We start from the raw sequence: 24033 nt of genomic DNA on the forward strand, positions 1-24033 counted from the left end.
AGCCAAAAAGTTCCTAAGTTAGTATTGGCCGAGCTTCCGGCCACGGTGTAGTCCATCACCTGCGGTGCGCTTTTTGCACAGGCGATCCTGTGACACGCTGTGAACCCATCCCTGGGCGCTCGACGAAAATGTCCCTGTTTTCGACGGTCACAGTTCCGCCAGTGCATGAAAATGAGGTGTATGTCTGTGGGCATATAGGTAGCTTCAAACAAGTTAGTTCTCACAGAATTGCACCAATTCCCCCCTTCGGAGCCGCCGCTGGCGTTGTTGCAAATTGGCGTAGCCGAGACAGGGATGTCGAGGCTCGAAGGTCGAGCAAGGATGCGAGTCCTGAGTGTAGTCAATTTGTTTCATAAGCCAGTGGGGATTTCGGCTACGTCGGGGTGTCCTTGGGGATGCAAGGGGCTTCGGACAAGCAAAGCCCCTTGGCCGGTGTGGTGTGGAACACCACGACTTTAGGCCGCTGGCACAGCGGCTAGCATGGCTTTAGGCCAAAACTCACCAATGAACTTGCTCCTAGCGGCTAGCTAAGTTGTAGCCAATCACCTGCGGTGCGCTTTTCGCACAGGCGATCCTGTGACGCGCTGCGAGTACATCCCTGTAAGCTCTGCCTCGCCATCCCTGGCTCGGAAGGTCACAGTTCCGCCTGTGCCTGGAAATGAGGTGTATGTCTGCGGACACTTCAGATATTTCAAGCTACTCAGTGCTAACAGAATTGCACCAATACCCCCTCGGTGTCGCCGAAAGCCGTTGGCGCAAATAACGTGGCTTTCAACTTAAAATCGCCCATTAGCGCTTGCCGAGCTTCCGGCCACGGTGTAGTCCATCACCTGCGGTGCGCTTTTTGCACAGGCGATCCTGTGACTCGGCGAGAGTTGCATAGCAACATGCTTTCGAGCGCGAACCAGGGATGGTGAGCTGGCCGTTAAACAGGGAAGTTGTTGTGAACCCATCCCTGGGCGCTCGACGAAAACATCCCTGTTTTCGACGGTCACAGTTCCGCCTGTGCCTGGAAAATAGGCGTATGTCTGTAAACTCTTCAGATATTTCAAGCTACTCCATTCTCACAGAATGCACCGATTCCCGCTCGAAGTGGCCGCAGGGCGTTGATGACAATCGCGTAGCGAGGCATGGATGCCGAAGCAGCGCCAGTCGAATCAGGGATGAGCGTCTGGCGCGATAGCGAATTGGCATCATAAGCACAAGGGGTTTTCCGCTGCGTGGCGGGTCGCTGGGGGTTTGGAAAGGGGGCGAGTCGATACAGCCCCCTTTCCTCGGGTGTGGGGTGAAACTCCACGACGTTAGGCCGCTGGCACAGCGGCTTGGCTTTCAACTTAAAATCGCCCATTAGCGCTTGCCGGGCTTCCGACCATGATGTAGCCCATCACCTGCGGTGCGGATAGGCAGGAAGCCTGAATGCCGTGTAGGACAGGACGTCCGAGAACGGCCTCTTGCACAGGCGATCCTGTGACACGGCGTGAATACGTCCCTGTAGCCTCGACGAAAACATCCCTGTTTTCGACGGTCACAGTTCCGCCTGTGCCTGGAAATGAGGTGTATGTCTGCGGACACTTCAGATGTTTCAAGTTACCCAGTGCTAACAGAATTGCACCAATTCCCCCTTCATAAGCCAGCGGGGATTTCGGCTACGTCGGGGTGTCCTTGGGGATGCAAGGGACTTTGGACAAGCAAAGCCCTTTGCCCGGTGTGGCTCGGAAGGTCACAGTTCCACCTGTGCCAGAAATATATGTGTATACCTGTAGCTTCAAATGACTCTGTTTGGGAAGAATTGTACTCTAGTGCGGCCCCTTGCACAGGTAAGACAGTGAGCCAATAAAAAGGCTGCCAAGGCAACCTTCTGATCTCTGTACTGGGATTAATCCAGCAGCAAGTCGATTTGGTTCAGTGAACACAGGTGAGCATAAACCGGTGAGTAGACGCCGCGCTTGGCAAATTCCAGTTTAACCTCATCGCTCAGGGCGTTGAGCTTTTGTTCATCGACGATATAGAGGCCATCTATATTGCTCTTTTCACCCTGTTTGTTGGTTACTGTCAGAGTCTTGGGTTGCAGTAATTCATGGCTGGTCAGGGTCTTGACGAACTGCTTGGTGATTTCACGGTACTCAATCAGGTTGCCGATAAATTCGATGCGGTTTTTCAGGAATTCGGTCTGCTCACCGGTTTCGGTAAACAGGGCTTCGCCCTTGTCTTCGCCGACATGCTTGCTGTTGACATCGATACCGATAAGTACATTTTCCTGGCTGGAGTCACCGGCGGCAAAAGGTTGCATCCGGCACTGCATAGGCAGGTAACGTCGGGTCCAGGTGTTATCCTTGATAAAGCAGTTGCTCTCAGGTTTCAGAGAGGTGATGGCAACCGGCTGGAATTCTCCACTTTGGCTGTTCTTGGCGAAAATGATCGGGAAACTGGTGGCGGCAGGCAAAAATTCCTGCACCAGCAAAGGCAACATATGGTGCTTCTCAAATTCGCTGAAATCTATGCCTGGAGTGACTTTCAGAGCCTTGTGTGCGCCGTTGTTGAGCGGGACGTATTGTGCTGTCATTGTCTTTTTATCCTTGTTGTTATTTGAGGTTCCGTCAGCCAATCAACTGACGCACCGGAAAATAAATCGTCACTGAAATATCGGCGCCAGAACCGCTTCTTCGGTTGTATTAGTACCGCAAACCAGTAAAAAGTTCAGCTTGAGACTTATTGGCTTGTGACCCCAAGCATGCTGCGGATGTTAACAGTGGTCAAACTGGATGTCATTGTTAAAAATATGTTCGCAAACGCTGTTTTCAAGGGGGCTTTGGAAAATAAGAATTGTCAAAAAAATGTAGAAATAAGGTTTTCACTTGTGTATGTTATCGATGACAGCGTTGTCATTGCTTGTGTGACTATGGTGTCTATGGCCATGTTGTCTTGTAAGGTCTGCATGTCGAGGATGAGGTCTCCTTTACATGCCTTCCACAGTTGAGTATCTGTCGGGCGGCTGCGCAACTGTGTTTTCAATACTGTAGTCTCTCCCCGGAAACTAGAGTGGGCTGGGTACTGATTTCAGTACCTGGCCATTTTTTTATCCCGGTTGTCACTCAACATAGCTTGTTGAGGTGACAGCCACTGCTTGAGTCGACAGGGAATATGGCATCATGGTGAAAACAATAATAAGGACAGGAGAGTAACGGAATGAAGTTAACTATCGCGGCGTTAGCCATTGCCTTGAGCTTGGGGCTGACGGCTTGTTCTGACAAGCCGCCGGCAACCGGGACTGAACCAGGGCAGAGCCAAGCCGGTTCTTCGTCAAAAGCCTCGAGCGAAGATCTGACTCAGAATAAGCTGCATAGCTTTGCCCAGAGTTTGCAGCTGAAATATGCCGTGCTGTCCAATGTGCCGGATGACAACTGTGACCCGAGCCGTGCCGAAGGCCGCTGTTTCCAGGCGCAAATCCGCCTGACTCCGAGCGAAGATCTCAGCGCTTCTGACTGGGAAATCTATTTTAGCCAGATGCGTCCGGTACTCTCGGTTGCCTCACCTGAGTTTCATATAGAGCATATTCAGGGCGATCTGCATCGTCTGACGCCAACCGCCGCCTTCGGCGGTTTCAAAAAGGGTGTCAGCGAAATCATCAATTTTCGCGGTGAGCTGTGGCAGCTGTCGGAAATCGATGCCATGCCCAACTATTACATGGTGGTTGAGGGGCTCAAGCCGGAGGTCATCGCCAGCACTGAAGTTAAGCAAGACCCGGATACCGGGCTTGAGTTGCTTCCCTATGTGCAGCCTTACACGGATGCCGAGAAACAATATCGCCGCAGCTCACAGGATAGGCTGCCCTGGGATACCGCCAATGTCGTCTTCGGCCAAAATGCCGATACTCCCGATGATGCCGGCCTTGCGGTGGCAAGCCTTATTCCTAAGCCGGATTCAGTGACTTGGCTTGAACAAACACCCGTCACCCTCAATGCCGGGATTAAGCTTAACCCGAGCCACATAGCTAACGGAGTCGAGCTGCAATCACTCGAGGCGGCGCTCTCGCGCCTACAAAGGCTGGGTGTCAGCCAGAGCAAACAAGGATTGGCGCTTAACTTGCTGCCGCTCAAGGGCGGGCAAAGTGAGCACTATCGACTCGAGATTGAGGCCGGCGGGATAAACCTGGCCGCCGCAGACGCCGCGGGTTACTCCTATGGCTTGGCGAGTCTTGCCGCCTTGCTGCAGTTGCCTGCCGATAATACCCAATCAATAGCACTGCCACAGCTGCGCATTCAAGATGGCCCCAGATACCCGTTTCGCGGCATGCATCTGGATGTTGGCCGCAACTTCCATTCCAAGGCGTTTGTGCTGAACCTGCTGGAGCAGATGGCGGCCTATAAACTCAACGTATTGCATTTGCACATGGCCGACGATGAAGGCTGGCGCCTGCAGATCCCCGGTTTGCCGGAGCTGACCGAGATTGGCAGCAAGCGCTGCCACGATCTTGATGAAAACCGCTGTTTGCTGCCGCAACTGGGCAGTGGCCCCAATCCTGAGACTGAGGTCAACGGGTACTACACGACCCAGGACTATATAGACATTCTCAAGTTTGCCGCCGCAAGACAGATCCAGGTGATCCCGTCGATGGATATGCCGGGGCACTCCCGCGCCGCTATCAAATCGATGCAGGCCCGTAGCCGCAAGTTATTGGCTCAGGGCGACAGTCAGGCCGCCAACCAATATCTGCTGGCGGATCCCGAGGATGCCACTGTCTACAGCTCTATTCAGTATTACAACGACAACACGCTCAATGTCTGTATGGAGTCCAGTTACACCTTTGTCGCCAAGGTGATAGATGAAATTGCCAAGCTGCATCAGGCCGCCGGAGTACCGCTTAAGCGCTACCACATAGGTGCCGATGAGACCGCCGGTGCCTGGCTCGACTCGCCGGCCTGTGAACGCTTTATTGCGGCCAATTCGCAGCGAGTGGCCGACAAATCGGCCCTCGGCGCCTACTTTATTGAGCGGGTATCGCAGATGCTGGCCGAGCGAGGCATAGAGGCGGCCGGTTGGAGCGATGGCATGAGTCACGTCAACCCGGCCAATATGCCGACCCCGGTGCAAAGCAATATCTGGGACATAGTCGCCCACGGCGGCTTCAAGCGGGCGCATGCCCAGGCCAATCTCGGCTGGGATACTGTGCTGTCCAACCCGGAAGTACTCTATTTCGATATGCCGCCGGCGGCCGATCCGAAAGAGCCCGGCTATTACTGGGCCAGTCGCAGCAGCAATAGTCGCAAGTTACACAGCTTTATGCCGGATAATCTGCCGGCCAATGCCGAACAGTGGGGCGATATTGAGGCCAGGCCTTTTGTCGCCGATGACACAGAACAACTCAGCCCACAAGGAAAGCGTCTCAGCGGCCCAATGGCGCCGGGCAGGGGCTTTATAGGCCTGCAGGGGCAACTTTGGAGTGAGACGATTCGCAGCGACACGACCGCAGCCTACATGATTTTCCCTCGCCTCTTGGTTTTGGCGGAAAAGGCCTGGCATAAGCCGGACTGGGAGCTGGCTTACCGGCATCAGGGGGCAAGTTACAGCCAGGATTCCGGTTATTTCGGTGCCGAGCAGCGACAGGCGCAGGCAGAGGATTGGCATCGACTGGCCAACATCCTGGGGCATAAGGAGTTGGCCAAGCTGGATAAGGCCGGGGTGCATTACCGTTTGCCGCTGCCGGGCGGCAGAATCAAGGATGGCAAGCTTGAGGCCAATATCATCTTTCCCGGGCTCAAGATCCAATATCGCCGACCAGGAGCTGAATGGCAGGAGTATCGCGGCCCTGTGGCAATTGCTGCGCCGCTTGAGCTTCGCAGTGTTTCGCCCGATGGCCGCCGCTATAGCCGGGTTCAGCCACTGAATTAGCCTTTAAGCAGATACGGATGTGGGCAGGCGTTAACAGATAACGCCTGCCACGTCTTAGCTTATTGCCTGACTTATTTTTAATGCCTGGTTTTAATACTTGAGTGGCGTTTAAGAGTAGTTAAGGACGCCTGAGTCGCTCAAAGATAGTGGCTTAATGAGTATTTATTGGTTAATTTTCAATATATTAATCAGGTCAAAGTCCTGGTCATGAGTCGATTTATTTCTGCTGATTAAAAATAAATGACAACGCTGTCATTTTTAATGTAACATTAGTTTAACCACATGGTTAACGATAGCTTTAACTTGAGTCCGCTCAGTGGAATGTCACCGGGTAAATCCTGAAAGGCGCCTTACTGCAGCGATTTGTCAGTGTTCCGCCGCGCCAGATTGCGCCGTGACCATAAAAGAAACAGAAAGAGGTCTGCCATGGGGGAAAACCCGACACCGGATGCACAAGTGTATATAGGGATAGACGGCGGCGGCAGTAAGTGCCGGGCAACCGTCTACTGCCGGCAAAAGGGTGTGCTGGGAACCGGAGTTGCCGGTCGGGCCAATCCTTTGCACGGTCTGAGCCAAACTTTCGACTCCATCATAAGTGCTACAGGTTTGGCCCTGGCCGATGCCGGTCTGCGGCAAGCCGATTGCGCCAATATAGTGGCCGGTCTCGGGCTTGCCGGTGTCAATATTCCCAGGCTTTATCAGGAGATCCTCGATTGGAGGCATCCCTTTGCCGCCATGTACCTGACCACAGATCTGCATACCGCCTGCATTGGCGCCCACCAGGGGGAAGAGGGTGCCGTCATCATCACAGGCACAGGTTCCTGTGGTTATGCCCATGTGGGCGAACGGCAATTGTCTCTCGGTGGTCATGGCTTTGCTCTGGGCGATAAGGGCAGTGGTGCCTGGATGGGCTTGAAAGCCGCGGAGCAAGTGTTGTTGTCGCTCGATGGTTTTGCGCCGCAAACAGCCCTTGGCGCCAAACTGCTGGCCCATTTCGGGGTGACAGATGCCCTGGGGATAGTGGAAAACCTCGCAGGACGCTCCTCCAGTTGTTATGCCGCCCTGGCGAGAATAGTGCTGTCCTGTGCGGCCGAGGGCGATGATACCGCCACTGCCATAGTCAGCGAAGGTGCCGACTATATCAGCCGGTTGGCACGGCGCCTGTTTGAACTCAATCCGCCGCGATTTGCCATGATAGGCGGCCTGGCCGAGCCGCTCCGGCCCTGGCTGGCCGACGATGTGGTCGAACGAATCGCCCCCGTGTTGGCGCCACCGGAAATCGGTGCCGTGCACTTTGCCATGCACCAACACTCGCAATTTTCAGCCCGTCCGGCCGATGCCGGCGCATACGACTTAGCAAAGGTGAAACCATGACCCATACCATAATGGAGCGCGAGGCTCGCAGTGCTCCCGAAAAGATTGCCAACCAGTTGCAGGCCAATGACCGGTTAGCCCGGGAACTGGGGCAGCGGCTGCGCGAGTTTGCTCCCAAGTTTGTGATGATTGTGGGGCGCGGTTCTTCTGATCACGCCGGAGTATTTGCCAAGTATCTGTTTGAAATAGAAGCCGGTGTGCCTACCTTTGCCGCCGCGCCTTCGGTGGCCAGTGTCTATGGCAAGCGCTTGCAGTTGGCCGGTGGTCTGGTGATAGTCATCTCTCAGTCGGGACGCAGCCCGGATATTCTGGCCCAGGCCAAGATGGCCCGCGAAGCCGGTGCCTTTTGCGTGGCGCTGGTCAATGATGAAACTGCACCCATTAAGGACATAGTCGATCTTGTATTGCCGCTTCGCGCCGGAGAGGAGCAGGCGGTGGCCGCCACCAAGAGCTATTTGGCTACCCTGTCGGCGCTGCTGCAACTGGCCGCTGCCTGGACCCAGAGCCCTGAGTTGGCCCGCGCCATAGATGAATTGCCCCAGGCGCTGCAGGCGGCTGTGGATGCAGAACCTCAACTGACTGCCGAATCTTTGCAGCACAGCAACAATCTGGTAGTGCTGGGACGAGGACTGGGTTATGCCATCAGTAAAGAGATAGCGCTCAAACTCAAGGAGGTCTGTTCTATCCATGCCGAGGCCTTCTCCAGCGCCGAATTTCTCCATGGCCCTGTGACTCTGGTGGAGAACCACCTCAAAATAGTCGATGTCTGTGTGGCCGATGAATCCTATGCCAGCCATCTTGAGCAGATAGCCGAAGTCGGGCGCCGCGGCGCTGAGTTGGTTCACCTCAAGCAAACCGCCAATGAGGTTCATCCCAGAGTCGCGCCTCTGGCATTGCTGCAGCGTTTTTATATCGATGTGGCCGCTGTGGCCATAGCCAGAGGCATAGATCCGGATCAACCGGCCGGGCTTAAGAAAGTCACCCAAACCCTTTGATTAAAGTGGCCGACGTGCCTAAACGGGACAACGCAGTGGAGAGCAGAGAATGACGCAAACCTTTATCGCCGAGCGCTTGTTCGATGGCAGGCAATATCATCACAATCTGAGCTTTGCCGTGGAGAAAGGCCATCTGCAGGCCTTGGGCTCTGCGGCAGGTTCAGATGCTATCCGCCTGCAAGGCCTGGTCGTACCCGGGTTTATCGATGTGCAGGTCAATGGCGGTGGCGGCGCGCTGTTTAACGGCGAGCCTACGCTCGAGTGTATCGCAACCATAGGCCGGGCCCACGCCAGGTTCGGCACCACAGGCTTTTTGCCGACCCTGATCAGCGACAGAATCGAGGTGATGAACCGCGCGGCCGATGCGGTGGCCGATGCGATAGCCAGGCAAAGCACAGGGGTGTTGGGGATACATTTTGAGGGGCCGCACTTGTCTGTGCCGAAGAAAGGCGTGCATCCACAGCAGTATATCCGCCGAATTTCCGATGCCGAGCTGGCACTGTTCAGCCGTCAGGACTTGGGTGTTCGCTTGCTGACTCTGGCACCGGAAAATGTGGCGCCTGAGGTTATCAGTGCCTTGGTCGAGGCCGGTGTCCGTGTTTGTCTAGGTCACTCCAATGCCGACTATGATACCGTGCGTTCGGCCCTGGCGGCCGGTGCCAGCGGTTTTACTCACCTCTACAACGCCATGTCGCCCTTGGGCTCCAGAGCACCGGGTATGGTGGGCGCCGCCATAGAGGACGAGGCCAGTTGGTGTGGCCTTATCGTCGATGGTCACCATGTGCATCCGGCTGCAGCCAAGGTGGCCATCCGCGCCAAGGCCAAAGGCAAGATGCTCTTGGTGACGGACGCCATGCCACCTGTGGGGTTGGATCAAGATGCCAGTTTTGAGCTCTTTGGTCAGCAGGTGCTGCGCCAGGGCGATAGACTCAACGCCATCACAGGAGAGCTGGCCGGATGTGTGCTGGATATGAATACCGCGGTGCGAAACGCTGTCTCTCTGCTGGGGCTCAGTGTTGAAGAATCCATACGGATGGCGAGCGAGTATCCGGCGGCATTTCTTGGACTCGAGCAGCAAGGCCACTTGGCTGCGGGCAAACGTGCCGATTTTCTGGTGCTCGATAATGAACTCAAGGTGCAAAGCACCTATATCGGCGGTCAATTGGTTTACGCCGCCGAGGAAAGAGTGCGCTGAAATAAGCCGTTGCGCCAAGAACGCGATTAACCCTCTTCACATAAGCAGTGCAGCTTTTACCCGGATAAAGATAATAACAACAGGGAAGCCCTATGACTGAAAAGATAGCGGCGGCAACTGAGACCGCCAACAAGCCCAGGCTGATGTCGCTCGATGCGCTGCGGGGCTTTGACATGTTCTGGATCCTCGGCGGTGAAGCGCTATTTGCCGCTCTCTTGCTGCTGACTACTTGGAGTGGCTGGCGTTGGTTCGATGGCCAGATGCACCACAGCAGTTGGCATGGTTTTACCTTCTACGATCTTATCTTCCCGCTGTTTATCTTCCTCTCCGGCGTTGCCCTGGGTTTGTCTCCCAAGCGTCTGGACAAGTTGGCGTTTGCCGAGCGACTTCCAAAATATAAGCACGCAGTTAAGCGTTTGGCTTTACTGCTGTTTTTTGGCGTGCTCTACAATCACGGCTGGGGGACGGGCATGCCGGTGGCCCTGGATGAGATACGCTATGCCAGCGTCTTGGGGCGTATCGCCTTCGCCTGGTTTTTTGCCGCCATGCTGGTGTGGCACACAGGACTCAGAACCCAGATCTATGTTGCTGTCGTTATCTTGCTGGGATACGCCATGGTGCAGCTGTGGCTACCGGTCCCGGGCGGCAGTGCCGGGGACTTTAGCGCCGCCGGTTCTATCAACGCCTGGGTAGACAATCATTTCCTGCCCGGGATCAGCTACCAACATAAGCCTTATGATCCGGAAGGCCTGTTATCGACCCTTCCTGCAGTGGTCAATGCTTTGGCCGGTGTGTTTGTGGGCCGCTTTTTGCAGCAGCAAAGTCTTTCAGCCTGGGGCAGGGTAGGTTTGCTGTGTTTGGCCGGGCTGGTTTGTTTGGGGCTTGGCTGGCTGCTTAATCCTCTGATCCCGGTTAATAAAGATCTCTGGACCAGCAGTTTTGTGCTGGTGAGCAGCGGCTGGAGTCTGTTGCTGCTGGCGCTGTTCTACGCCGTTATCGATGTGCTTGGGCTGCGTTGGTTGGGTTTCCCCTTTGTGGTGATTGGTTGCAACGCCATCATCATCTATCTCGCTTCCAGTCTCGTTCAGTGGCGCTATAGCAGCGAAAGTCTGCTTGGCGGTTTTATCAATAGCGCTCCCGAGAACTGGCAGCCACTGCTTGGTGTATTGGCCATGCTCGGGGTGCAATGGTTGCTGCTCTGGTGGATGTATCGCAGGCAGTTGTTTATTCGGGTTTGAGGCTTAGGGAAGGTGCGAACGAGTCCTCGTGGCCTTCTCTTTTGTAGAGAGTGGCTTGAACAGCAATTGGCGTTCAAGGCATCTGACTGAAGGCATGCTGGGGCCTGTCGAAGTTGGATAACGTAGAGAGCCGATTGCTGTGCAAGCCCCGAAGGGCGTGGCTTACAAGCCTGCCTGCTGTGTTGTGCTTCTTGCAAAGGACTAAGGCCATTTGCTGCGAACCACGCCTTGCATCCAGGCCTGTAAGCCGATGCAGAGCACACATGGGACTTGTTCGAACCTTCTTTCGCTCGCCGAACAAGCGGTCATCTGCCTGGTTTAAAATTAATGACAGCGTTGTCTTTTTTGTTATTATGACGTAACTTTATTGAAACAAAGCCGTGTATAAAGCTGCCGCGGCATCAAGGTTTCAAGGGTTAAACACCACTCAAGATGGATGGGGCGCCGATAAATTTGGTTGCCAAACAATAAATTACTATAAGAAGCAGGTTTATGAACATGACAGTTGCTACCCCGGCTGACGCAGCCTCAAGAAGCAGTTTTCTGCCTATGACTATCGTAGGTGCGCTGTTTTTCATCTTTGGATTTGTGACCTGGTTGAATGGTTCATTGATCCCTTTTCTGCAAATCATCTGTGAGCTCAATGAGTTTCAGGCACTGTTTGTCACCTTTGCCTTCTACATCGCTTATACCGTGATGGCGCTGCCCATGTCGTCTATCCTGCGCCGCACCGGCTATCGCAATGGCATGGCGGTAGGGCTGGGGATCATGGCCGTTGGCTCTATGCTGTTTATTCCCGCCGCCTTCAGCGCCAACTTTTTGATGTTCCTGCTGGCGCTTTTTGTACTGGGAACCGGCCTGACCATTTTGCAGACGGCATCCAACCCCTATGTGGTGCATATTGGTCCGAAGGAGAGCGCCGCCATGCGGATCTCCATCATGGGGTTGATTAACAAGGGGGCCGGGGTGATAGTGCCTATCCTGTTTACCGCTTTGGTACTGGCTGATCTGGAAGGGTTCACCGCCGGGCATCTGGCTGCCATGGCCCCGGCCGAGCGAGAAGCCCAAATAAGCGAACTGTCTTCGCGTCTGGTGATGCCCTATATCTATATGACGCTGGCGCTTGTGGTACTGATCGCACTGGTGAAGTTTTCTGCTTTGCCTGAAATCGCCTTCGAGGGAGAAGAGGGAGAGCACGCCGACAAGAGCGGTATAGTGCATTTCCCTCAGGTGATCCTGGGCGCCATAGCCATCTTTGCCTATGTGGGGGTTGAAGTGATTGCCGGTGATACCATAGGTCTCTATGGTGCCAGCCTCGACGTCAACAATTTCGCATCCCTGACCTCCTACACCATGGTGTTTATGGTTATCGGCTACCTCTTGGGGGTTAGCTGTATTCCACGTTTTATCAGCCAGGAAAAGGCTTTGCTCGCCTCGGCCTTGGCGGGTATTGCTTGCATCTTTGGCATCATCTTCTCATCGGCCGAGAGCCATGCTATCTCGTCGCTGCTGTGGGGGTGGAGCGGTATTCCAACTATTCCGGATACAGTCACCTTCGTCGCCATGATGGGCCTAGCTCACGCTCTGGTTTGGCCTTCTGTGTGGCCGCTGGCGCTGGAAGGGCTGGGCAAATACACGGCCCAGGGCTCGGCGCTGCTGATCATGGGGATTTCAGGTGGCGCCATACTGCCGCTGATATTCGGCAAGATTGCCCACTTCAGTGACAATGTGCAGTTGGGTTACTGGATAGGCTTGCCCTGTTATCTGTTTATCCTCTTCTATGCGCTGAAAGGCCATAAGATGCGCAGTTGGTAACAGCGATAGTTTAACCCTCCTTGGTGACTTAACTGATCTGGTCGGCAATAGCCGTTTGCTTTAAGTCCCCGAGCCTTTTGGCTCGGGGATCTCGTAATAACTGATGTCTCAGTCACGAACCCAAACACTCTTGTGTCATAAAGAAGTCAATGACGGCTGCCTCAAACCCGAATGGCTTTTTCATCGCAGTCGAAAGGCTTTGACCACTATCAATATCGAGTTCGTGAAGGGGGATTGGAGTTAACCCGGTTACAGCTTGAGGTACTGGCGATACGCTGGTTTTTTAAACCCATCATCCAGGAAGTGAGCTATGGCATTTACCCACTTAAATCTTTGAGCATAACCATCAAGTGTTATTACGCGACCCATTGTCTTCGCCCTGAAAAATTGGCAAGAATCATAAGGCAATGATCTTTAAATTGAAATTTACGGTAGCAAAAAATCACTCAGGCGGAAAGGCGTGTATAGATGTGGTTTGTGTTTGGTTTTTGATAGAGGCACAAGTCCCCATAAATAGGGAGTGCACTCGCAGGGCTCTAATAGAAGGCACTACAAACCTGTGGCTTAGAGATTGGAGAAATCGACCTGGGGCAAGCTCTCAAAACTCGGGCGGGCAAAAAGGTAGCCCTGCATCAGTTCGATTCCTGCTGTTTTGAGCCAAAAACATTCTCCTTGGGTTTCTATTCCCTCGGCCAATGGGGTAATGCCCAAGTCATGGAACATGCTCAGGCAATGTGTCACTATCGATTGGCGAACTTTGTCCGTATCTATATTCCGGATTAACTCCATATCAAGCTTTATGATATTGGTCTGGAAATTTGCCAGCAGATCCAGCCCTGAATACCCGGAACCAAAGTCATCTATGGCGGTTATGAAGCCCAGGGCTCGATAGCATTCCACAATACGTTTAACGTGGTTGCTGTCTTCAATCTTCTCTACCTCAGTGAATTCAAACATGATCCTCTCGGTAGGGAAGTTGTATTTTTTGGCCGCTTCCAGAGTGGTTCGAATGCAGCGCTCGGGTTTATATACGGCATTGGGGAGAAAGTTGATACTCAACATGGAGTCTATGCCAAGCCGCGAGGCCAGCGAGATGGCTTTTATCCGGCACATCTGATCAAAGATATAACGGTTGTGGTCGTTGACCTTGGAAAATACCTGGCCTGCCGCCTCATTGTTTAATCCCCTAACCAGTGCTTCATAACCAAACACGCTGTTATTTTTGATGTTTATTATGGGTTGAAAAGCCATTGAAAAATCAAACCCCAACTCCTTTTTGTTTAGGCAGTTACTGCAGGGGTAGATTTCATAACTTGCTGATCCTTCTAGCATTAAAATGACCTTTTCGAGTGTTTATCCTTAAGGTTAGCTGGCTTTTTATGCTTAAGCAAAGCGGCTTTGGGTTAAGCCACGAGTTAGCGCAAAGGAAGAGGGAAAGGGCGGTCTGCCGTAGAAATCGGGTAAAACCATGGCTGAAGTCAGCGGGAATGATATAAACAAAAACGCCACTCAGTGAGTGGCGTTTTTGCTGTTTCATGGTGCCGGCACCAAGAGTCGAACTCGGGACCTACTGATTACAAGTCAGTTGCTCTACCAACTGAGCTATGCCGGCTAAATTGTGGTGCCCGAACCCGGAATCGAACCAGGGACACGCGGATTTTCAATCCGCTGCTCTACCAACTGAGCTATTCGGGCAACTGAACTGAGTGTCAGTCATCTACTTCGAACCGGGAGTTGAGGCCCGTGTCGTTCGGAGTGCGCGTATAATATAGTTCTGAATTTTTTCCTGCAAGTGCTTTTTCCGCATAAATCCTGTGTTCGCTCAGTTAATGCTCAGAATTGGGCTTTTTGAGCTGAAATCAAACTGATATCGCTTGAAAAGCCAGCAGGCCGCCCATTGCATCAAACTATCTTTGCCTCAATCTGCCGTGTTACCCGCAGCACTGTGGCTCTTTAAGCCCACCTTTTGTCCTTCTTTCTAAAATTTCGAAATAAATAGCCAATATTTAATGATTTTAGTTTTCATTTAGTTTCCATATGATGTGCTTAAGACATAGCTTAAGGATAGAAAATGCTTGCCAACACTCGTCAGGGCTACGGCCTTGTCAGCATTTTGAACCACTGGTTATCGGCCATTGCCGTGATAGGCCTGTTTGGGCTCGGCTACTGGATGGTTGATTTGACCTATTACAGTGCCTGGTATCAGAAGGGGCCGCATCTGCACAAGAGTATCGGCATTTTGCTGTTGGCGCTTACCTTGGTCAGATTGTTGTGGAAACTGCTGAGCCCGTCGCCACAGGCGATACCGGACAAGCCTTTACTGCAGAAGGCGGCCCGTTTGGCGCATTGGGGACTCTACCTGTTGCTGATGCTGATTATGTTGAGCGGCATATTGATCTCCACCGCCGATGGCCGGGGTATCGCGGTATTTGACTGGTTTGAGCTGCCGGGTGTCGGTGAGCTGTTTAACAATCAGGCCGATATCGCCGGGGCGATACATAAATACGCCGCCTATAGCTTAATAGCCCTGGTGGTGCAGCATGCCTTGGCGGCGCTGAAACACCATTTTATCGACAAAGATCAGACACTCGTCAGGATGATTAAACTCAAGAGAGGATAGCAAAATGAAAAAGACCCTGTTTGCCGGTTTGCTTGGCAGCGCCCTGTTATTGCCTTGCGCCGTGAATGCCGCCGACTATGTGATTGATACCCAGGGCGCCCATGCCTCTATCAATTTTAGAGTCAACCATCTTGGCTACAGCTTTGTGGTCGGGCGTTTCAATGAATTTGAAGGCAGCTTCAGCTTTGACAAGGCCAACCCGGCAGATGCCAAGGTGAATGTGACCATCAACACCCAAAGCCTGGATTCAAACCATGCCGAGCGGGACAAGCACTTGCGTTCGGCCGACTTCATCAATGCCGGCAAGTATCCCAAGGCCAGCTTCAAGTCCACTAAGGTGGAGGACAAAGGCAATGGCGAATTGGCGATCACCGGTGACTTTACCCTCAATGGGGTCACCAAGCCGCTTACCATAGATGCCAAGGCTATCGGTGAAGGGCAGGACCCTTGGGGTGGTTACCGCGCCGGTTTTGTCGGTTCTACCGAGTTTGCCCTCAAGGATTACAAGATTACTACCGATCTGGGCCCGGCTTCCACTCACGTCAAACTCGACCTGGTGGTTGAAGGGGTTAAACAGTAACCCACAATAGTTTCAACAGAAGGCGCCGTCGGCGCCTTTTTCTTTGGCCCACAAACGGGCAGCGAAAGTCACCGAAAGTCAGCGCCGATATGGCACAATGAGCGCCAATACAAACAATAGAGCCCGGGTACTTGGGCCGCCGCATCGTTGTGAGCTGAAACCATGTTGAATATCGAAACCCTTGAGCAGCTTAAACAACTGCTCGAAAGCCAACCCGCGGTATTGTTGCTGTTCGGCGGCGAGCATTGCGGCGTGTGTCAGGCGTTGAAGCCCAGAATAAGCGCCATGTTGGCCGACGAGTATCCACTATTGCAGGCGGCCTATATCGATAGTCAGGGCCCTGGCCAGCAGCTATCCGCCCAGATGAGTATCTTTAGTCTACCCGTGGTGCAGGTCTATTTTGACGGCGAAAAGTTTGCCGAGTTGCAGCGGGTATTTTCTCTGGCGGATCTGCGAGAGGCAATCGACAGGCCCTATCGGCTCAGTTTTGAGGAGTTCTAGCCCAAACAATGAGCTTAACTCATGCGGGGAATAGCTCTTGATAGGTTAATTTGAGTCGACAACCGACTATGGTCGTTGATTATTTTATGTGTCAGTATTCGATGCTTGTTTGATTAAGCTATTAAATATAGTTTCAACGCAAGTCGCACCTGCGCCTGGGATTGAGGTTAGATTATGAAGAGAGCAGTGAAGGCAGTCCAATTATCGCTTGAATAGATTCTTAGCAATAATTGGACGCAAAAATGAATAGAAACAATATCTGGAATTACTCATTCTTATACTCTTTGGTACTTCTGGTACCTTTTGATCTGCTTGCTTCACTGGGGATGGACTTATACCTTCCGGCAGTGAATGAAATCGGCACAAGTTTCAAGGTAGGAAGGGAGCAGGTTCAGCTGACGCTGACCATGTATATGGCACTCCTAGGCCTTGGGCAATTGCTGTTTGGCCCCCTCTCGGACAAGCTTGGCAGAAGGCCGATAGTCGTTATTGGCGCTGTCTTGTACTCATTGTCCAGCCTGGCTATTCCCTTAAGTCCGAACTTTGATTACTTCCTGGGACTGAGATTGTTACAGTCGCTGAGCGCGTCTGCACTATTGGTTGCGGCGTTTGCCACGGTCAGAGATGTATTTGCCGAAAGGGAAGAAGGCGTAGTCGTTTATGCCATCATGGGTTCAGTGTTGGCTTGTGTCCCGGCAGTGGCACCGTTTCTGGGCGCCTTGATAGAAAAGCAGTGGCATTGGCAGGGCATATTTTACTTCCTGGGAATATTTGCTGCCGTGGTTGCCGTACACACAGTGTTTAAATGGCCAGAAACCCGGCCAGCCAAAACCCAGCCGTTTCGTTTCAATAGCTTGTTCACCATTCTGGGTTCCAAGATTTTTATTGGTTATACCTTGGCTTATGCAACGGCTATGGGGACCTTCTTCGCCTACTTTTCCACCTCGCCTTCGGTGCTTATGGATACCTTGAGCCTGAGTAAACTCGAGTTCAGCCTCTGGTTCGGCTCGGTGGCGATTGTGATGATACTGACCACCAGGTTCGTCAAGCCTTTGGTTAGGCGTTGGGGAATCAGCGGCACAGTGTTTCGAGGGCTGGCGGGGCTATTTGTCAGTGGGCTTATCCTCTATCTGTGCGAGTGGCTCTTGGGGGTTACCCTGCTGGGCTTTATGCTTCCCATGTACCTGATTGGAGTCAATATTGCCTTGACTTGTGCCGTCTCGGCCAACGGCGCGCTGCACGCCTTCTCCGCTTCGGCGGGTTTGGCAACGGCGCTCTATTATGCGCTGGAAAGCCTGTACTTAAGCCTTATGGTCAGTGTGCTGATAAAGCTGATCCCGCCCGGGACCTCAGCCACCATAGCCGTGTATATCTTTATCTCTTCCCTGTTGGCTGCGGGCTTTATCCTGCTGGGCAGGCGGCAGAGTAAATAGCTTCTTATAAGCTTGCAGGCCACACTTGAGCTTATTCAGGTGTGGCCTTCGCTGTAGTGAGTGACATAAGGCTTCATCCCCCGGTTTCAAATAATGATGATACAGTTAGCAGCCTCGGACTGTTGCTACATCAGCTTGCTTGAGAATGGCGATAATCTGACTATCCGTGTATCGCGATTTTTTATGTCGAATCTCCTGCGTCTAATGTACGAGAAAATTCTACTTTTGGCTGCGGTTATTTTTCGGGGAGACGACATTATTGTGCTAAATATTCCTGCATTTTCGGACTACGTTACTATAAAAAACTGGCTAAAAATCGGTTGCTTGCACCCTGATTACTATTGAGTACTTTGATGGTTGGGTACAACGAAATGTTAAGGAGTGCGTAATGGGAAGAGAGAAAGCAAAGCAACTTCAGAAAGAAGAGGGTTGGAATACCAAGGCGTCAATAGAGGAATATAGGTGTAAGGAGTGTGGGACGTTAATCTCCTATGACGAAAGAGAGTTTTATTTCAAGATTAATCGATGTACATACTGCCACTACACTTTGTCTAAGGATGACTAAATGAAAGGCCCTCTTAATGAGGGCCTTTGTTTTTTTCATATCGGCGTAAAACCATTTCTTACTTTGGGTGACGCTAAACTATAGCGGCTTATTCATCTTCTGCCGGTGGCACATAGCCTTCAATCTGTACTTCCTGACCTTCGAACAGGAAGGCAACCATCTGCTCTTCCAGCAGTTTGCGATCATCGACATTCATCATGTTCAGTTTCTTTTCGTTGATCAGCATGGTCTGTTTTTTCTGCCACAGGCCCCAGGCCTCTTTGCTGATGTTGTCGAAAATGCGCTTGCCGAGTTCGCCGGGATACAGTTGGAAATCCAGGCCATCGGCTTCTTTCTTGAGATAGACGCAGTTAACTGTGCGTGCCATGTTTACTCCTTGGTCAGACTCGGTTCCAGGCTGGCCAATACCCGCTCTGTTGCAGCGGCCAGTCCCACCCGGGAAGGTTGGTTTAAGTTATACCAGAGACAGGGTTTGGGTTCCATTACCCTGTCTTTACTCTGGGCGCTGTGACCTTGGTCCAGCAGCGTGTCTGTGGCTACTTTGCTCTTTAGCCGCAGCAGCATAGGCTGGGCGTCCAGGTGAAAGTGGCTGAAGGTGTGACGAAAACCGGGTAGCTCAGTGATGCTGTGCTCTGCAAGCCCCAAGGCTTTGGCGGCTTGCAGCAGGTTTTGTCTGTTGCTGAACTCGGGGAAACACCAGAGGCCGCCCCAGATCCCGGCGGGGGGCCTTTGCTGCAGCAAGATCTCGCCATCGTGTTCCAGCACCAGTAGCCAGGCTTCTTTGGCCGGAATCGCCTTCTTCGGCTTCTTACCGGGGAAGTCGCCCTGGCGCCCCATTAGCTGCGCCTTGCAATCGCGGGCGACCGGGCACTGGTCACAGGCGGGGCGGGAGCGGGTGCAAATGGTGGCACCTATATCCATCATCGCCTGGTTGTATTTTTGGATCTCGGCCTTGGGCGTGAGCGCTTCGGTCAGCTGCCAGAGTTGGTTTTCCACATCCTTTTGCCCGGGCCAACCTTCTATGGCGCCGTGGCGGGCGAGTACCCGTTTGACGTTGCCATCCAATATGGGGTGATGTTGCCCCAAAGACAGCGACAGTACCGCACCTGCGGTTGAGCGGCCAATGCCCGGCAGTGCCAGTACCGAGTCGAAGTCGGTTGGAAACTCGCCTTGGAACTCATCACGCACCTTGATGGCGGCCTTGTGCAGGTTACGGGCGCGGGCGTAATAGCCCAGACCTGTCCACAGATGCAGCACTTCGTCTGTGTCGGCATTGGCTAGGCTGACGACATCGGGGAAACGGGCAATGAATTTTTGGAAGTAGGGGATAACAGTCGCGACCTGGGTCTGCTGCAACATGATTTCAGAAATCCATACTTTGTATGGGGTCTTTTGCTGTTGCCATGGCAGAGTCTTGCGACCATTCAAGTCGTACCATTTTACGATACGTTCTGCGAAAGAGGCTGTCTTGTTCATCGGCGCAGTGTAGCCGCAGCCAAGGGGCGAAACAAGGAGATTGATGCCCCCAAATGATTGACTTATTTCGTTCTTGTGGATTGTTGGTATACTTTTTCAGCATCAGGGCTTGCACTGTATGGTGAACTTTGGATAATGCCCTTCTTTTTCAAACCTCTCTAGGGGCAAAAATGAGCGAAGTCACAACGGCCGAGTTTAACGAAGAAGGCAAGTATCTGCGCAAAGTAAGAAGCTTTGTGCTGCGTGAGGGTCGCCTCACCAAGGGCCAGGCCCAGGCCATAGAAGCGCATTGGGGCAGCATGGGGCTGGATTATTCCCCCGAGCCTCTGGATTTGAACGCCGTTTTTGCCCGTGAGGCAGACACAGTGCTGGAGATAGGTTTTGGTATGGGCGCCTCTCTGGTGACCATGGCCAAGGAAGCCCCCGAGCTTAACTTTATCGGTATCGAAGTGCACAAGCCTGGTGTGGGCGCCTGTCTTGCCGATGCCGGCGAAGCCGGAGTCACCAACCTGAGAGTATTCCATCACGATGCCATGGAAGTGCTGGAGCACGCCATTGCCGATAATTCTCTGGCGCGGCTGCAGCTGTTTTTCCCCGACCCATGGCACAAGAAACGCCACCACAAGCGCCGCATAGTGCAGCCGGCCTTTGCCGAGTTGGTGCGCCGTAAACTGAAAATCGGTGGTGTGTTCCACATGGCTACCGATTGGGAAAACTACAGCGAACATATGCTGGAAGTGATGAATGCCGCCCCCGGCTATCGCAACCTTTCCAGCGATGGCACTGCAGTGCCACGCCCGGATTACCGTCCGTTGACCAAGTTCGAGGCCCGCGGCCAGCGCCTGGGGCACGGTGTTTGGGATCTGATGTTCGAACGTACAGAGTAATTACACCTGAGGGAGAAGCAGTATGGCTATTCGCAGTCGTCGTTTGCGCAAGAAGTTGCGTGTTGATGAATTCCAGGAGTTGGGATTTGACGTTAGTTGGCGTTTTGCCGACTCTGTGTCGGAGGAACAGATAGATCCCCTGGTCGACCGTTTTATTGATGAAGTCATAGAACCTAGAGGCTTGGGCTTCCACGGTGGTGGCCACAGAGAGTGGGAAGGCATTATTGCCACTCAAAGAATTGGCAAGTGCACCGAAGATGACAGAAGCGCAGTCAAGGCATTCTGGGAAGCTCAGCCAATTAACGAGTTGGAAGTCACTGAGCTTTACGACATTTGGTGGAGTTGATCCCGGACGAGGCCTTGCTTGAGCAGGTGCTCGACAGGGTTCGCCCTCTGATTGGCCAGGGTAAGGTGGCGGATTATATTCCGGCCCTTGCCCGGGTTAATGCCAACAAGCTGGGGATTGCCGTTACTATGGCCGACGGCACCACAGTGGGGGCAGGGGATTATTTAGAGCCTTTTTCCATTCAAAGTATTTCTAAAGTGTTCAGCCTGACATTGGCGCTGACACTCTATGAAGAAAGCGAAATCTGGAGCCGGGTAGGCAAAGAGCCGTCGGGTCACTCATTTAATTCTCTGGTGCAGGTGGAGTTGGAGCGCGGCATTCCCCGTAATCCCTTTATCAATGCCGGGGCACTGGTCATCGCCGACTTGCTGCAGAGCCGCCTCGGGGCGCCCAAGCACAGAATGCTGGAAGTGGTTCGCCGTTTGGCGGGTAATCCGCATATCTGCTACGACAAGGTGGTGGCCGATTCCGAATATCAGCACAGTGCCCGCAATGCCGCCATTGCCTATCTGATGAAGTCCTTCGGTAACTTCAACAATGATGTGGATACTGTGCTGCGAAGCTATTTCCATTACTGCGCCTTGAAAATGAGCTGCGCCGATCTTTCCCGGGCCATGATGTATCTGGTCCAAGGCGGTAAGGCATTGGATGGCAAAGCGCTGATATCACCGCTGCAGAGCCGCAGACTCAATGCGCTCTTGGCCACGTCCGGGCTGTACGATGGCTCGGGAGAATTTGCCTACCGGGTTGGCATGCCGGGCAAGAGTGGTGTCGGTGGCGGCATAATCGCTGTGATCCCCGGTGACATGTCCATCTGTGTCTGGTCGCCGGAGCTTGACCGCAGCGGCAACTCACTCGCCGGTACGGCAGCGCTGGAGCAACTCAGGCTGGCCGTTGGCCGCTCAATCTTCTGAACCCAAAGGCAGCACTCCGCTGCCTTTGTTTTTTACGCCATACCATAGCTTTCAGCCTAAAGTTGCACATTAGGCGCTTGCCGGGTTTCCGGCCACTATCACTATGTAGCCCATCACCTGCGGTGAGCTTTCGCACAGGCGATCCTGTGACTCGCTGCAAGTACATCCCTGTAAGCTCTGCCTCGCCATCCCTGGCTCGGAAGGTCACAGTTCCGCCTGTGCCTGAAAATGAGGTGTGTGTCTGCGGGCATATAGGTCGCTTCAAACAAGTTAGCTCTCACAGAATTGCACCGACTCCCCTTCGGAGCCGCCGCAGGGCGTTGATGATAATCGCGTAGCGAGGCATGGATGCCGAAGCAGCGCCAGTCGAATCAGGGGCGAGTATCGCCTAGCGACGAGCTAACGAGCGCGAAACAGGATGTTGAGCTGGGTCAGAGTCACATGGATGTGACTCTGAGCGTCTGGCGCGATAGCGAATTGGCATCATAAGCACAAGGGGTTTTCCGCTGCGTGGCGGGTCGCTGGGGGTTTGGAAAGGGGGCGAGTCGATACAGCCCCCTTTCCTCGGGTGTGGGGTGAAGCTCCACGACTTTAGGCCGCTGGCACAGCGGCTATCATGGCTTCCAGCTAAAAGTTACTAATTAGTATTGGCAGGGCCTCCGGCGACGGATGTTGCTCATTGCCTGCCGCAGGCTTATGCACAGGCGATCCTGTGACTCGGCGTTAATACGTCCTTGTAGCCTCGACGAAAACATCCTTGTTTTCGACGGTCACAGTTCCGCCTGTGCCTGAAAATGAGGTGTATGTCTGCGGGCATATAGGTCGCTTCAAACAAGTTAACTCTCACAGAATTGCACCAGGTCCCCTTTGGAGCCGTCGCTGGCATTGTTGCCAATTGGTTCGAAGGGGCGACCTGGCCATTGTGCATGGATGCACTTGCTCCACGACTTTAGGCTGCTGGCGCAGCGGCGATTATGGCTTTTAATCCCGAATGCAGTGAAGAAAAGGAACGGTCTAGGCCATCCTGAGTATTCCCTGTTAAACCTTTCTTTGGTTTCTTGTGTCTTATTCATCATAACGGCTACAAGTTGGCAAAATTTGCCACTCGCAGATGGTGGATTTTCATGTTTTACAGCCTTGCTTGATGTTAATTCCTTTAGTATCAGTTAATTATAACTTTGGCACAAAGTCTGCTTTATTCTGAGCCATAAGCGGTAACCAAGTTTACTCGGCAGATTAAAACGAGAGGGAAGACAGAATGAAACAAGCGATTGGTGGATTATCTTTGGTGTGTGCACTGTTTGCGGCGGCGCCTGCTATGGCGATCAACTTTGAGCCAAGAGATGAGCAATGCGAGATGTCGCTCAACTACGACATCTCACTGGAACCCAAGAAGCTGAGCGTCAGTAATCAAGGGAAAGAACACTATCGAATTGAGCCGGGTCGCCTCTATGTGGAAGGTGAAGAGGTGGCCTTGAATGCCGAGCAGAGCAAGCTTGTCAACGAGTACTCGGATGCCATGGCTCAGCAGTTACCCGAAGTCATCTCTTTGGTGGACGATGCCGTCACCATGGCGAGCGAGGCCGTGAGCATGGCTCTGACACCACTCTTGGGTGATGCCGCCGGTGCCAAGTTGGATGAAACCATGGGCAGTCTGCAACAGCGAGTCTATGAAGTGGCTCATCGCAATGGTGACCAGTACTTCCTCGGGGCCACTGAAGAATCGCTGGAAAACGCCTTTGGTGATGAGTTTTCCAAAGAGATAGAGCAACTGGTACAGCAGTCGCTAGGCAGTTTGATGATGGCCATGGGCAGCGCCATGATGTCAGGTGAGGGCGAAACCTTTGATGAGAAGATCAATGCCTTCAGCCAGAAGATGGAAAAGATGGGCAGGGATATTGAAGTGCAAATGGAGTCCCGCGCCCAGGAGATGGAACAGAGAGCCGACGCGCTTTGCGACAACTTCCAACGTTTGCTGGTGCTGGAAGACAAGTTACGCAAGCAGATCCCTGAGCTGGGCGAATTCCAGGTACTGTCCGGCAAGGTTGAACTGCAGCAATAAGATTTAAGTTGGTGATTCCCCCTGTATCTTCCCCTCCCTTGATACAGGGGCTTTTTATTGATTGTCTGTCGATTATGTCATCACTGCGGCGGTTTTTTTGGCTCAAGGCTGTCCTTGGATTAGAGTCAATAACAAAGAATTGG

The 24033-nt window shown here is 53.0% G+C and carries 18 protein-coding genes and 2 tRNA genes; 14 read left to right on the plus strand and 6 right to left on the minus strand.

Annotated elements, in window-relative coordinates; genetic code table 11:
• Nucleotides 1-1876 precede the first annotated feature (1876 nt).
• Nucleotides 1877-2563 carry a SapC family protein gene (locus tag CBE72_RS16325; RefSeq protein WP_100145081.1) on the minus strand — a complete coding sequence of 229 codons (687 nt, stop codon included), beginning with the start codon at nucleotides 2561-2563 and terminating at the stop codon, nucleotides 1877-1879.
• Nucleotides 2564-3186: 623 nt separating this feature from the next.
• Here CBE72_RS16325 and CBE72_RS16335 point away from each other — a divergent pair.
• The 6 genes from CBE72_RS16335 to CBE72_RS16360 all read left to right on the plus strand — a co-directional run bounded on the left by CBE72_RS16335 (nucleotide 3187) and on the right by CBE72_RS16360 (nucleotide 12506).
• Nucleotides 3187-5889 (plus strand): family 20 glycosylhydrolase, encoded by a 2703-nt coding sequence (locus CBE72_RS16335; protein ID WP_100145084.1) that lies wholly within the window; start codon nucleotides 3187-3189, stop codon nucleotides 5887-5889.
• Nucleotides 5890-6315: 426 nt separating this feature from the next.
• A complete protein-coding gene (gene nagK / locus CBE72_RS16340) occupies nucleotides 6316-7263 on the plus strand; it encodes an N-acetylglucosamine kinase (RefSeq protein ID WP_100145086.1) in 948 nt (315 codons plus the stop codon).
• On the plus strand, nucleotides 7260-8258 hold the full coding sequence (nagB-II, locus tag CBE72_RS16345; protein WP_025889430.1) for a glucosamine-6-phosphate deaminase NagB-II: 999 nt from the start codon (nucleotides 7260-7262) through the stop codon (nucleotides 8256-8258). The genes nagK and nagB-II overlap by 4 nt, the downstream gene beginning before the upstream one ends.
• A 49-nt stretch (nucleotides 8259-8307) precedes the next feature.
• Complete coding sequence (nagA, locus tag CBE72_RS16350; protein WP_100145088.1) at nucleotides 8308-9453, plus strand: N-acetylglucosamine-6-phosphate deacetylase; 1146 nt, start codon at nucleotides 8308-8310, stop codon at nucleotides 9451-9453.
• Nucleotides 9454-9545: 92 nt separating this feature from the next.
• Nucleotides 9546-10691, plus strand: a complete 1146-nt coding sequence (gene nagX / locus CBE72_RS16355) for a transmembrane glucosamine N-acetyltransferase NagX (RefSeq protein ID WP_100145089.1) — start codon at nucleotides 9546-9548, stop codon at nucleotides 10689-10691.
• A gap of 498 nt (nucleotides 10692-11189) precedes the next feature.
• Nucleotides 11190-12506, plus strand: coding sequence for a sugar MFS transporter (locus tag CBE72_RS16360; protein ID WP_100145763.1), 1317 nt, complete (start codon nucleotides 11190-11192; stop codon nucleotides 12504-12506).
• 564 nt (nucleotides 12507-13070) lie between these two features.
• On the opposite strand, the gene CBE72_RS16370 is transcribed toward CBE72_RS16360, so the two are convergent.
• From CBE72_RS16370 to CBE72_RS16380, 3 genes are all read right to left on the minus strand, one after another.
• Entirely contained in the window at nucleotides 13071-13838 is a 768-nt protein-coding gene (locus tag CBE72_RS16370) for an EAL domain-containing protein (protein ID WP_100145093.1), read from the minus strand.
• A gap of 204 nt (nucleotides 13839-14042) precedes the next feature.
• Nucleotides 14043-14118 (minus strand) — tRNA-Thr (locus CBE72_RS16375).
• A 7-nt stretch (nucleotides 14119-14125) separates the two neighbouring features.
• Nucleotides 14126-14201: transfer RNA gene (locus CBE72_RS16380), tRNA-Phe, on the minus strand.
• Between the two features lie 376 nt (nucleotides 14202-14577).
• On the opposite strand from CBE72_RS16380, the gene CBE72_RS16385 reads away from it, so the two are divergent.
• The 4 genes from CBE72_RS16385 (at nucleotide 14578) to CBE72_RS16400 (ending at nucleotide 17640) form a co-directional block, all read left to right on the plus strand.
• Nucleotides 14578-15126: a cytochrome b gene (locus CBE72_RS16385; RefSeq protein WP_100145095.1), complete on the plus strand. Its 549-nt coding sequence runs from the start codon at nucleotides 14578-14580 to the stop codon at nucleotides 15124-15126.
• A 4-nt stretch (nucleotides 15127-15130) separates the two neighbouring features.
• Nucleotides 15131-15706 carry a YceI family protein gene (locus CBE72_RS16390; RefSeq protein ID WP_028779012.1) on the plus strand — a complete coding sequence of 192 codons (576 nt, stop codon included), beginning with the start codon at nucleotides 15131-15133 and terminating at the stop codon, nucleotides 15704-15706.
• 162 nt (nucleotides 15707-15868) lie between these two features.
• Nucleotides 15869-16207 (plus strand): thioredoxin family protein, encoded by a 339-nt coding sequence (locus CBE72_RS16395; protein ID WP_100145097.1) that lies wholly within the window; start codon nucleotides 15869-15871, stop codon nucleotides 16205-16207.
• Between the two features lie 242 nt (nucleotides 16208-16449).
• On the plus strand, nucleotides 16450-17640 hold the full coding sequence (locus CBE72_RS16400) for a multidrug effflux MFS transporter (protein ID WP_100145099.1): 1191 nt from the start codon (nucleotides 16450-16452) through the stop codon (nucleotides 17638-17640).
• Between the two features lie 653 nt (nucleotides 17641-18293).
• Here the strand turns inward: CBE72_RS16400 and CBE72_RS16410 are convergent.
• Nucleotides 18294-18572 carry an oxidative damage protection protein gene (locus CBE72_RS16410; protein ID WP_039034915.1) on the minus strand — a complete coding sequence of 93 codons (279 nt, stop codon included), beginning with the start codon at nucleotides 18570-18572 and terminating at the stop codon, nucleotides 18294-18296.
• A 2-nt stretch (nucleotides 18573-18574) separates the two neighbouring features.
• Nucleotides 18575-19681, minus strand: coding sequence for an A/G-specific adenine glycosylase (gene mutY, locus CBE72_RS16415; protein WP_100145103.1), 1107 nt, complete (start codon nucleotides 19679-19681; stop codon nucleotides 18575-18577).
• A 170-nt stretch (nucleotides 19682-19851) separates the two neighbouring features.
• On the opposite strand from mutY, the gene trmB reads away from it, so the two are divergent.
• The 4 genes from trmB to CBE72_RS16435 all read left to right on the plus strand — a co-directional run bounded on the left by trmB (nucleotide 19852) and on the right by CBE72_RS16435 (nucleotide 23890).
• On the plus strand, nucleotides 19852-20568 hold the full coding sequence (gene trmB, locus CBE72_RS16420; RefSeq protein ID WP_100145105.1) for a tRNA (guanosine(46)-N7)-methyltransferase TrmB: 717 nt from the start codon (nucleotides 19852-19854) through the stop codon (nucleotides 20566-20568).
• Nucleotides 20569-20590: 22 nt separating this feature from the next.
• Nucleotides 20591-20914, plus strand: a complete 324-nt coding sequence (locus CBE72_RS16425) for a YggL family protein (protein ID WP_100145107.1) — start codon at nucleotides 20591-20593, stop codon at nucleotides 20912-20914.
• A complete protein-coding gene (gene glsB / locus CBE72_RS16430; protein ID WP_100145765.1) occupies nucleotides 20914-21828 on the plus strand; it encodes a glutaminase B in 915 nt (304 codons plus the stop codon). The genes CBE72_RS16425 and glsB overlap by 1 nt, the downstream gene beginning before the upstream one ends.
• Before the next feature lie 1258 nt (nucleotides 21829-23086).
• On the plus strand, nucleotides 23087-23890 hold the full coding sequence (locus CBE72_RS16435; RefSeq protein WP_100145108.1) for a YggN family protein: 804 nt from the start codon (nucleotides 23087-23089) through the stop codon (nucleotides 23888-23890).
• Nucleotides 23891-24033 lie beyond the last annotated feature (143 nt).

It is taken from the genome of Shewanella carassii (assembly GCF_002777975.1).
In the GTDB taxonomy this organism is placed as follows: domain Bacteria; phylum Pseudomonadota; class Gammaproteobacteria; order Enterobacterales; family Shewanellaceae; genus Shewanella; species Shewanella carassii.

Excerpts from the sequence above, each read along its gene's own strand:
- CBE72_RS16400 (WP_100145099.1), top strand. The coding sequence starts at position 16,450 with ATGAATAGAAACAATATCTGGAATTACTCATTCTTATACTCTTTGGTA.
- CBE72_RS16325 (WP_100145081.1), bottom strand. The coding sequence starts at position 2,563 with ATGACAGCACAATACGTCCCGCTCAACAACGGCGCACACAAGGCTCTG.
- CBE72_RS16425 (WP_100145107.1), top strand. The coding sequence starts at position 20,591 with ATGGCTATTCGCAGTCGTCGTTTGCGCAAGAAGTTGCGTGTTGATGAA.
- CBE72_RS16395 (WP_100145097.1), top strand. The coding sequence starts at position 15,869 with ATGTTGAATATCGAAACCCTTGAGCAGCTTAAACAACTGCTCGAAAGC.
- CBE72_RS16360 (WP_100145763.1), top strand. The coding sequence starts at position 11,190 with ATGACAGTTGCTACCCCGGCTGACGCAGCCTCAAGAAGCAGTTTTCTG.
- CBE72_RS16385 (WP_100145095.1), top strand. The coding sequence starts at position 14,578 with ATGCTTGCCAACACTCGTCAGGGCTACGGCCTTGTCAGCATTTTGAAC.
- nagA (WP_100145088.1), top strand. The coding sequence starts at position 8,308 with ATGACGCAAACCTTTATCGCCGAGCGCTTGTTCGATGGCAGGCAATAT.
- CBE72_RS16370 (WP_100145093.1), bottom strand. The coding sequence starts at position 13,838 with ATGCTAGAAGGATCAGCAAGTTATGAAATCTACCCCTGCAGTAACTGC.
- nagB-II (WP_025889430.1), top strand. The coding sequence starts at position 7,260 with ATGACCCATACCATAATGGAGCGCGAGGCTCGCAGTGCTCCCGAAAAG.
- trmB (WP_100145105.1), top strand. The coding sequence starts at position 19,852 with ATGAGCGAAGTCACAACGGCCGAGTTTAACGAAGAAGGCAAGTATCTG.
- mutY (WP_100145103.1), bottom strand. The coding sequence starts at position 19,681 with ATGAACAAGACAGCCTCTTTCGCAGAACGTATCGTAAAATGGTACGAC.
- CBE72_RS16435 (WP_100145108.1), top strand. The coding sequence starts at position 23,087 with ATGAAACAAGCGATTGGTGGATTATCTTTGGTGTGTGCACTGTTTGCG.
- CBE72_RS16390 (WP_028779012.1), top strand. The coding sequence starts at position 15,131 with ATGAAAAAGACCCTGTTTGCCGGTTTGCTTGGCAGCGCCCTGTTATTG.
- nagK (WP_100145086.1), top strand. The coding sequence starts at position 6,316 with ATGGGGGAAAACCCGACACCGGATGCACAAGTGTATATAGGGATAGAC.
- CBE72_RS16410 (WP_039034915.1), bottom strand. The coding sequence starts at position 18,572 with ATGGCACGCACAGTTAACTGCGTCTATCTCAAGAAAGAAGCCGATGGC.
- CBE72_RS16335 (WP_100145084.1), top strand. The coding sequence starts at position 3,187 with ATGAAGTTAACTATCGCGGCGTTAGCCATTGCCTTGAGCTTGGGGCTG.
- nagX (WP_100145089.1), top strand. The coding sequence starts at position 9,546 with ATGACTGAAAAGATAGCGGCGGCAACTGAGACCGCCAACAAGCCCAGG.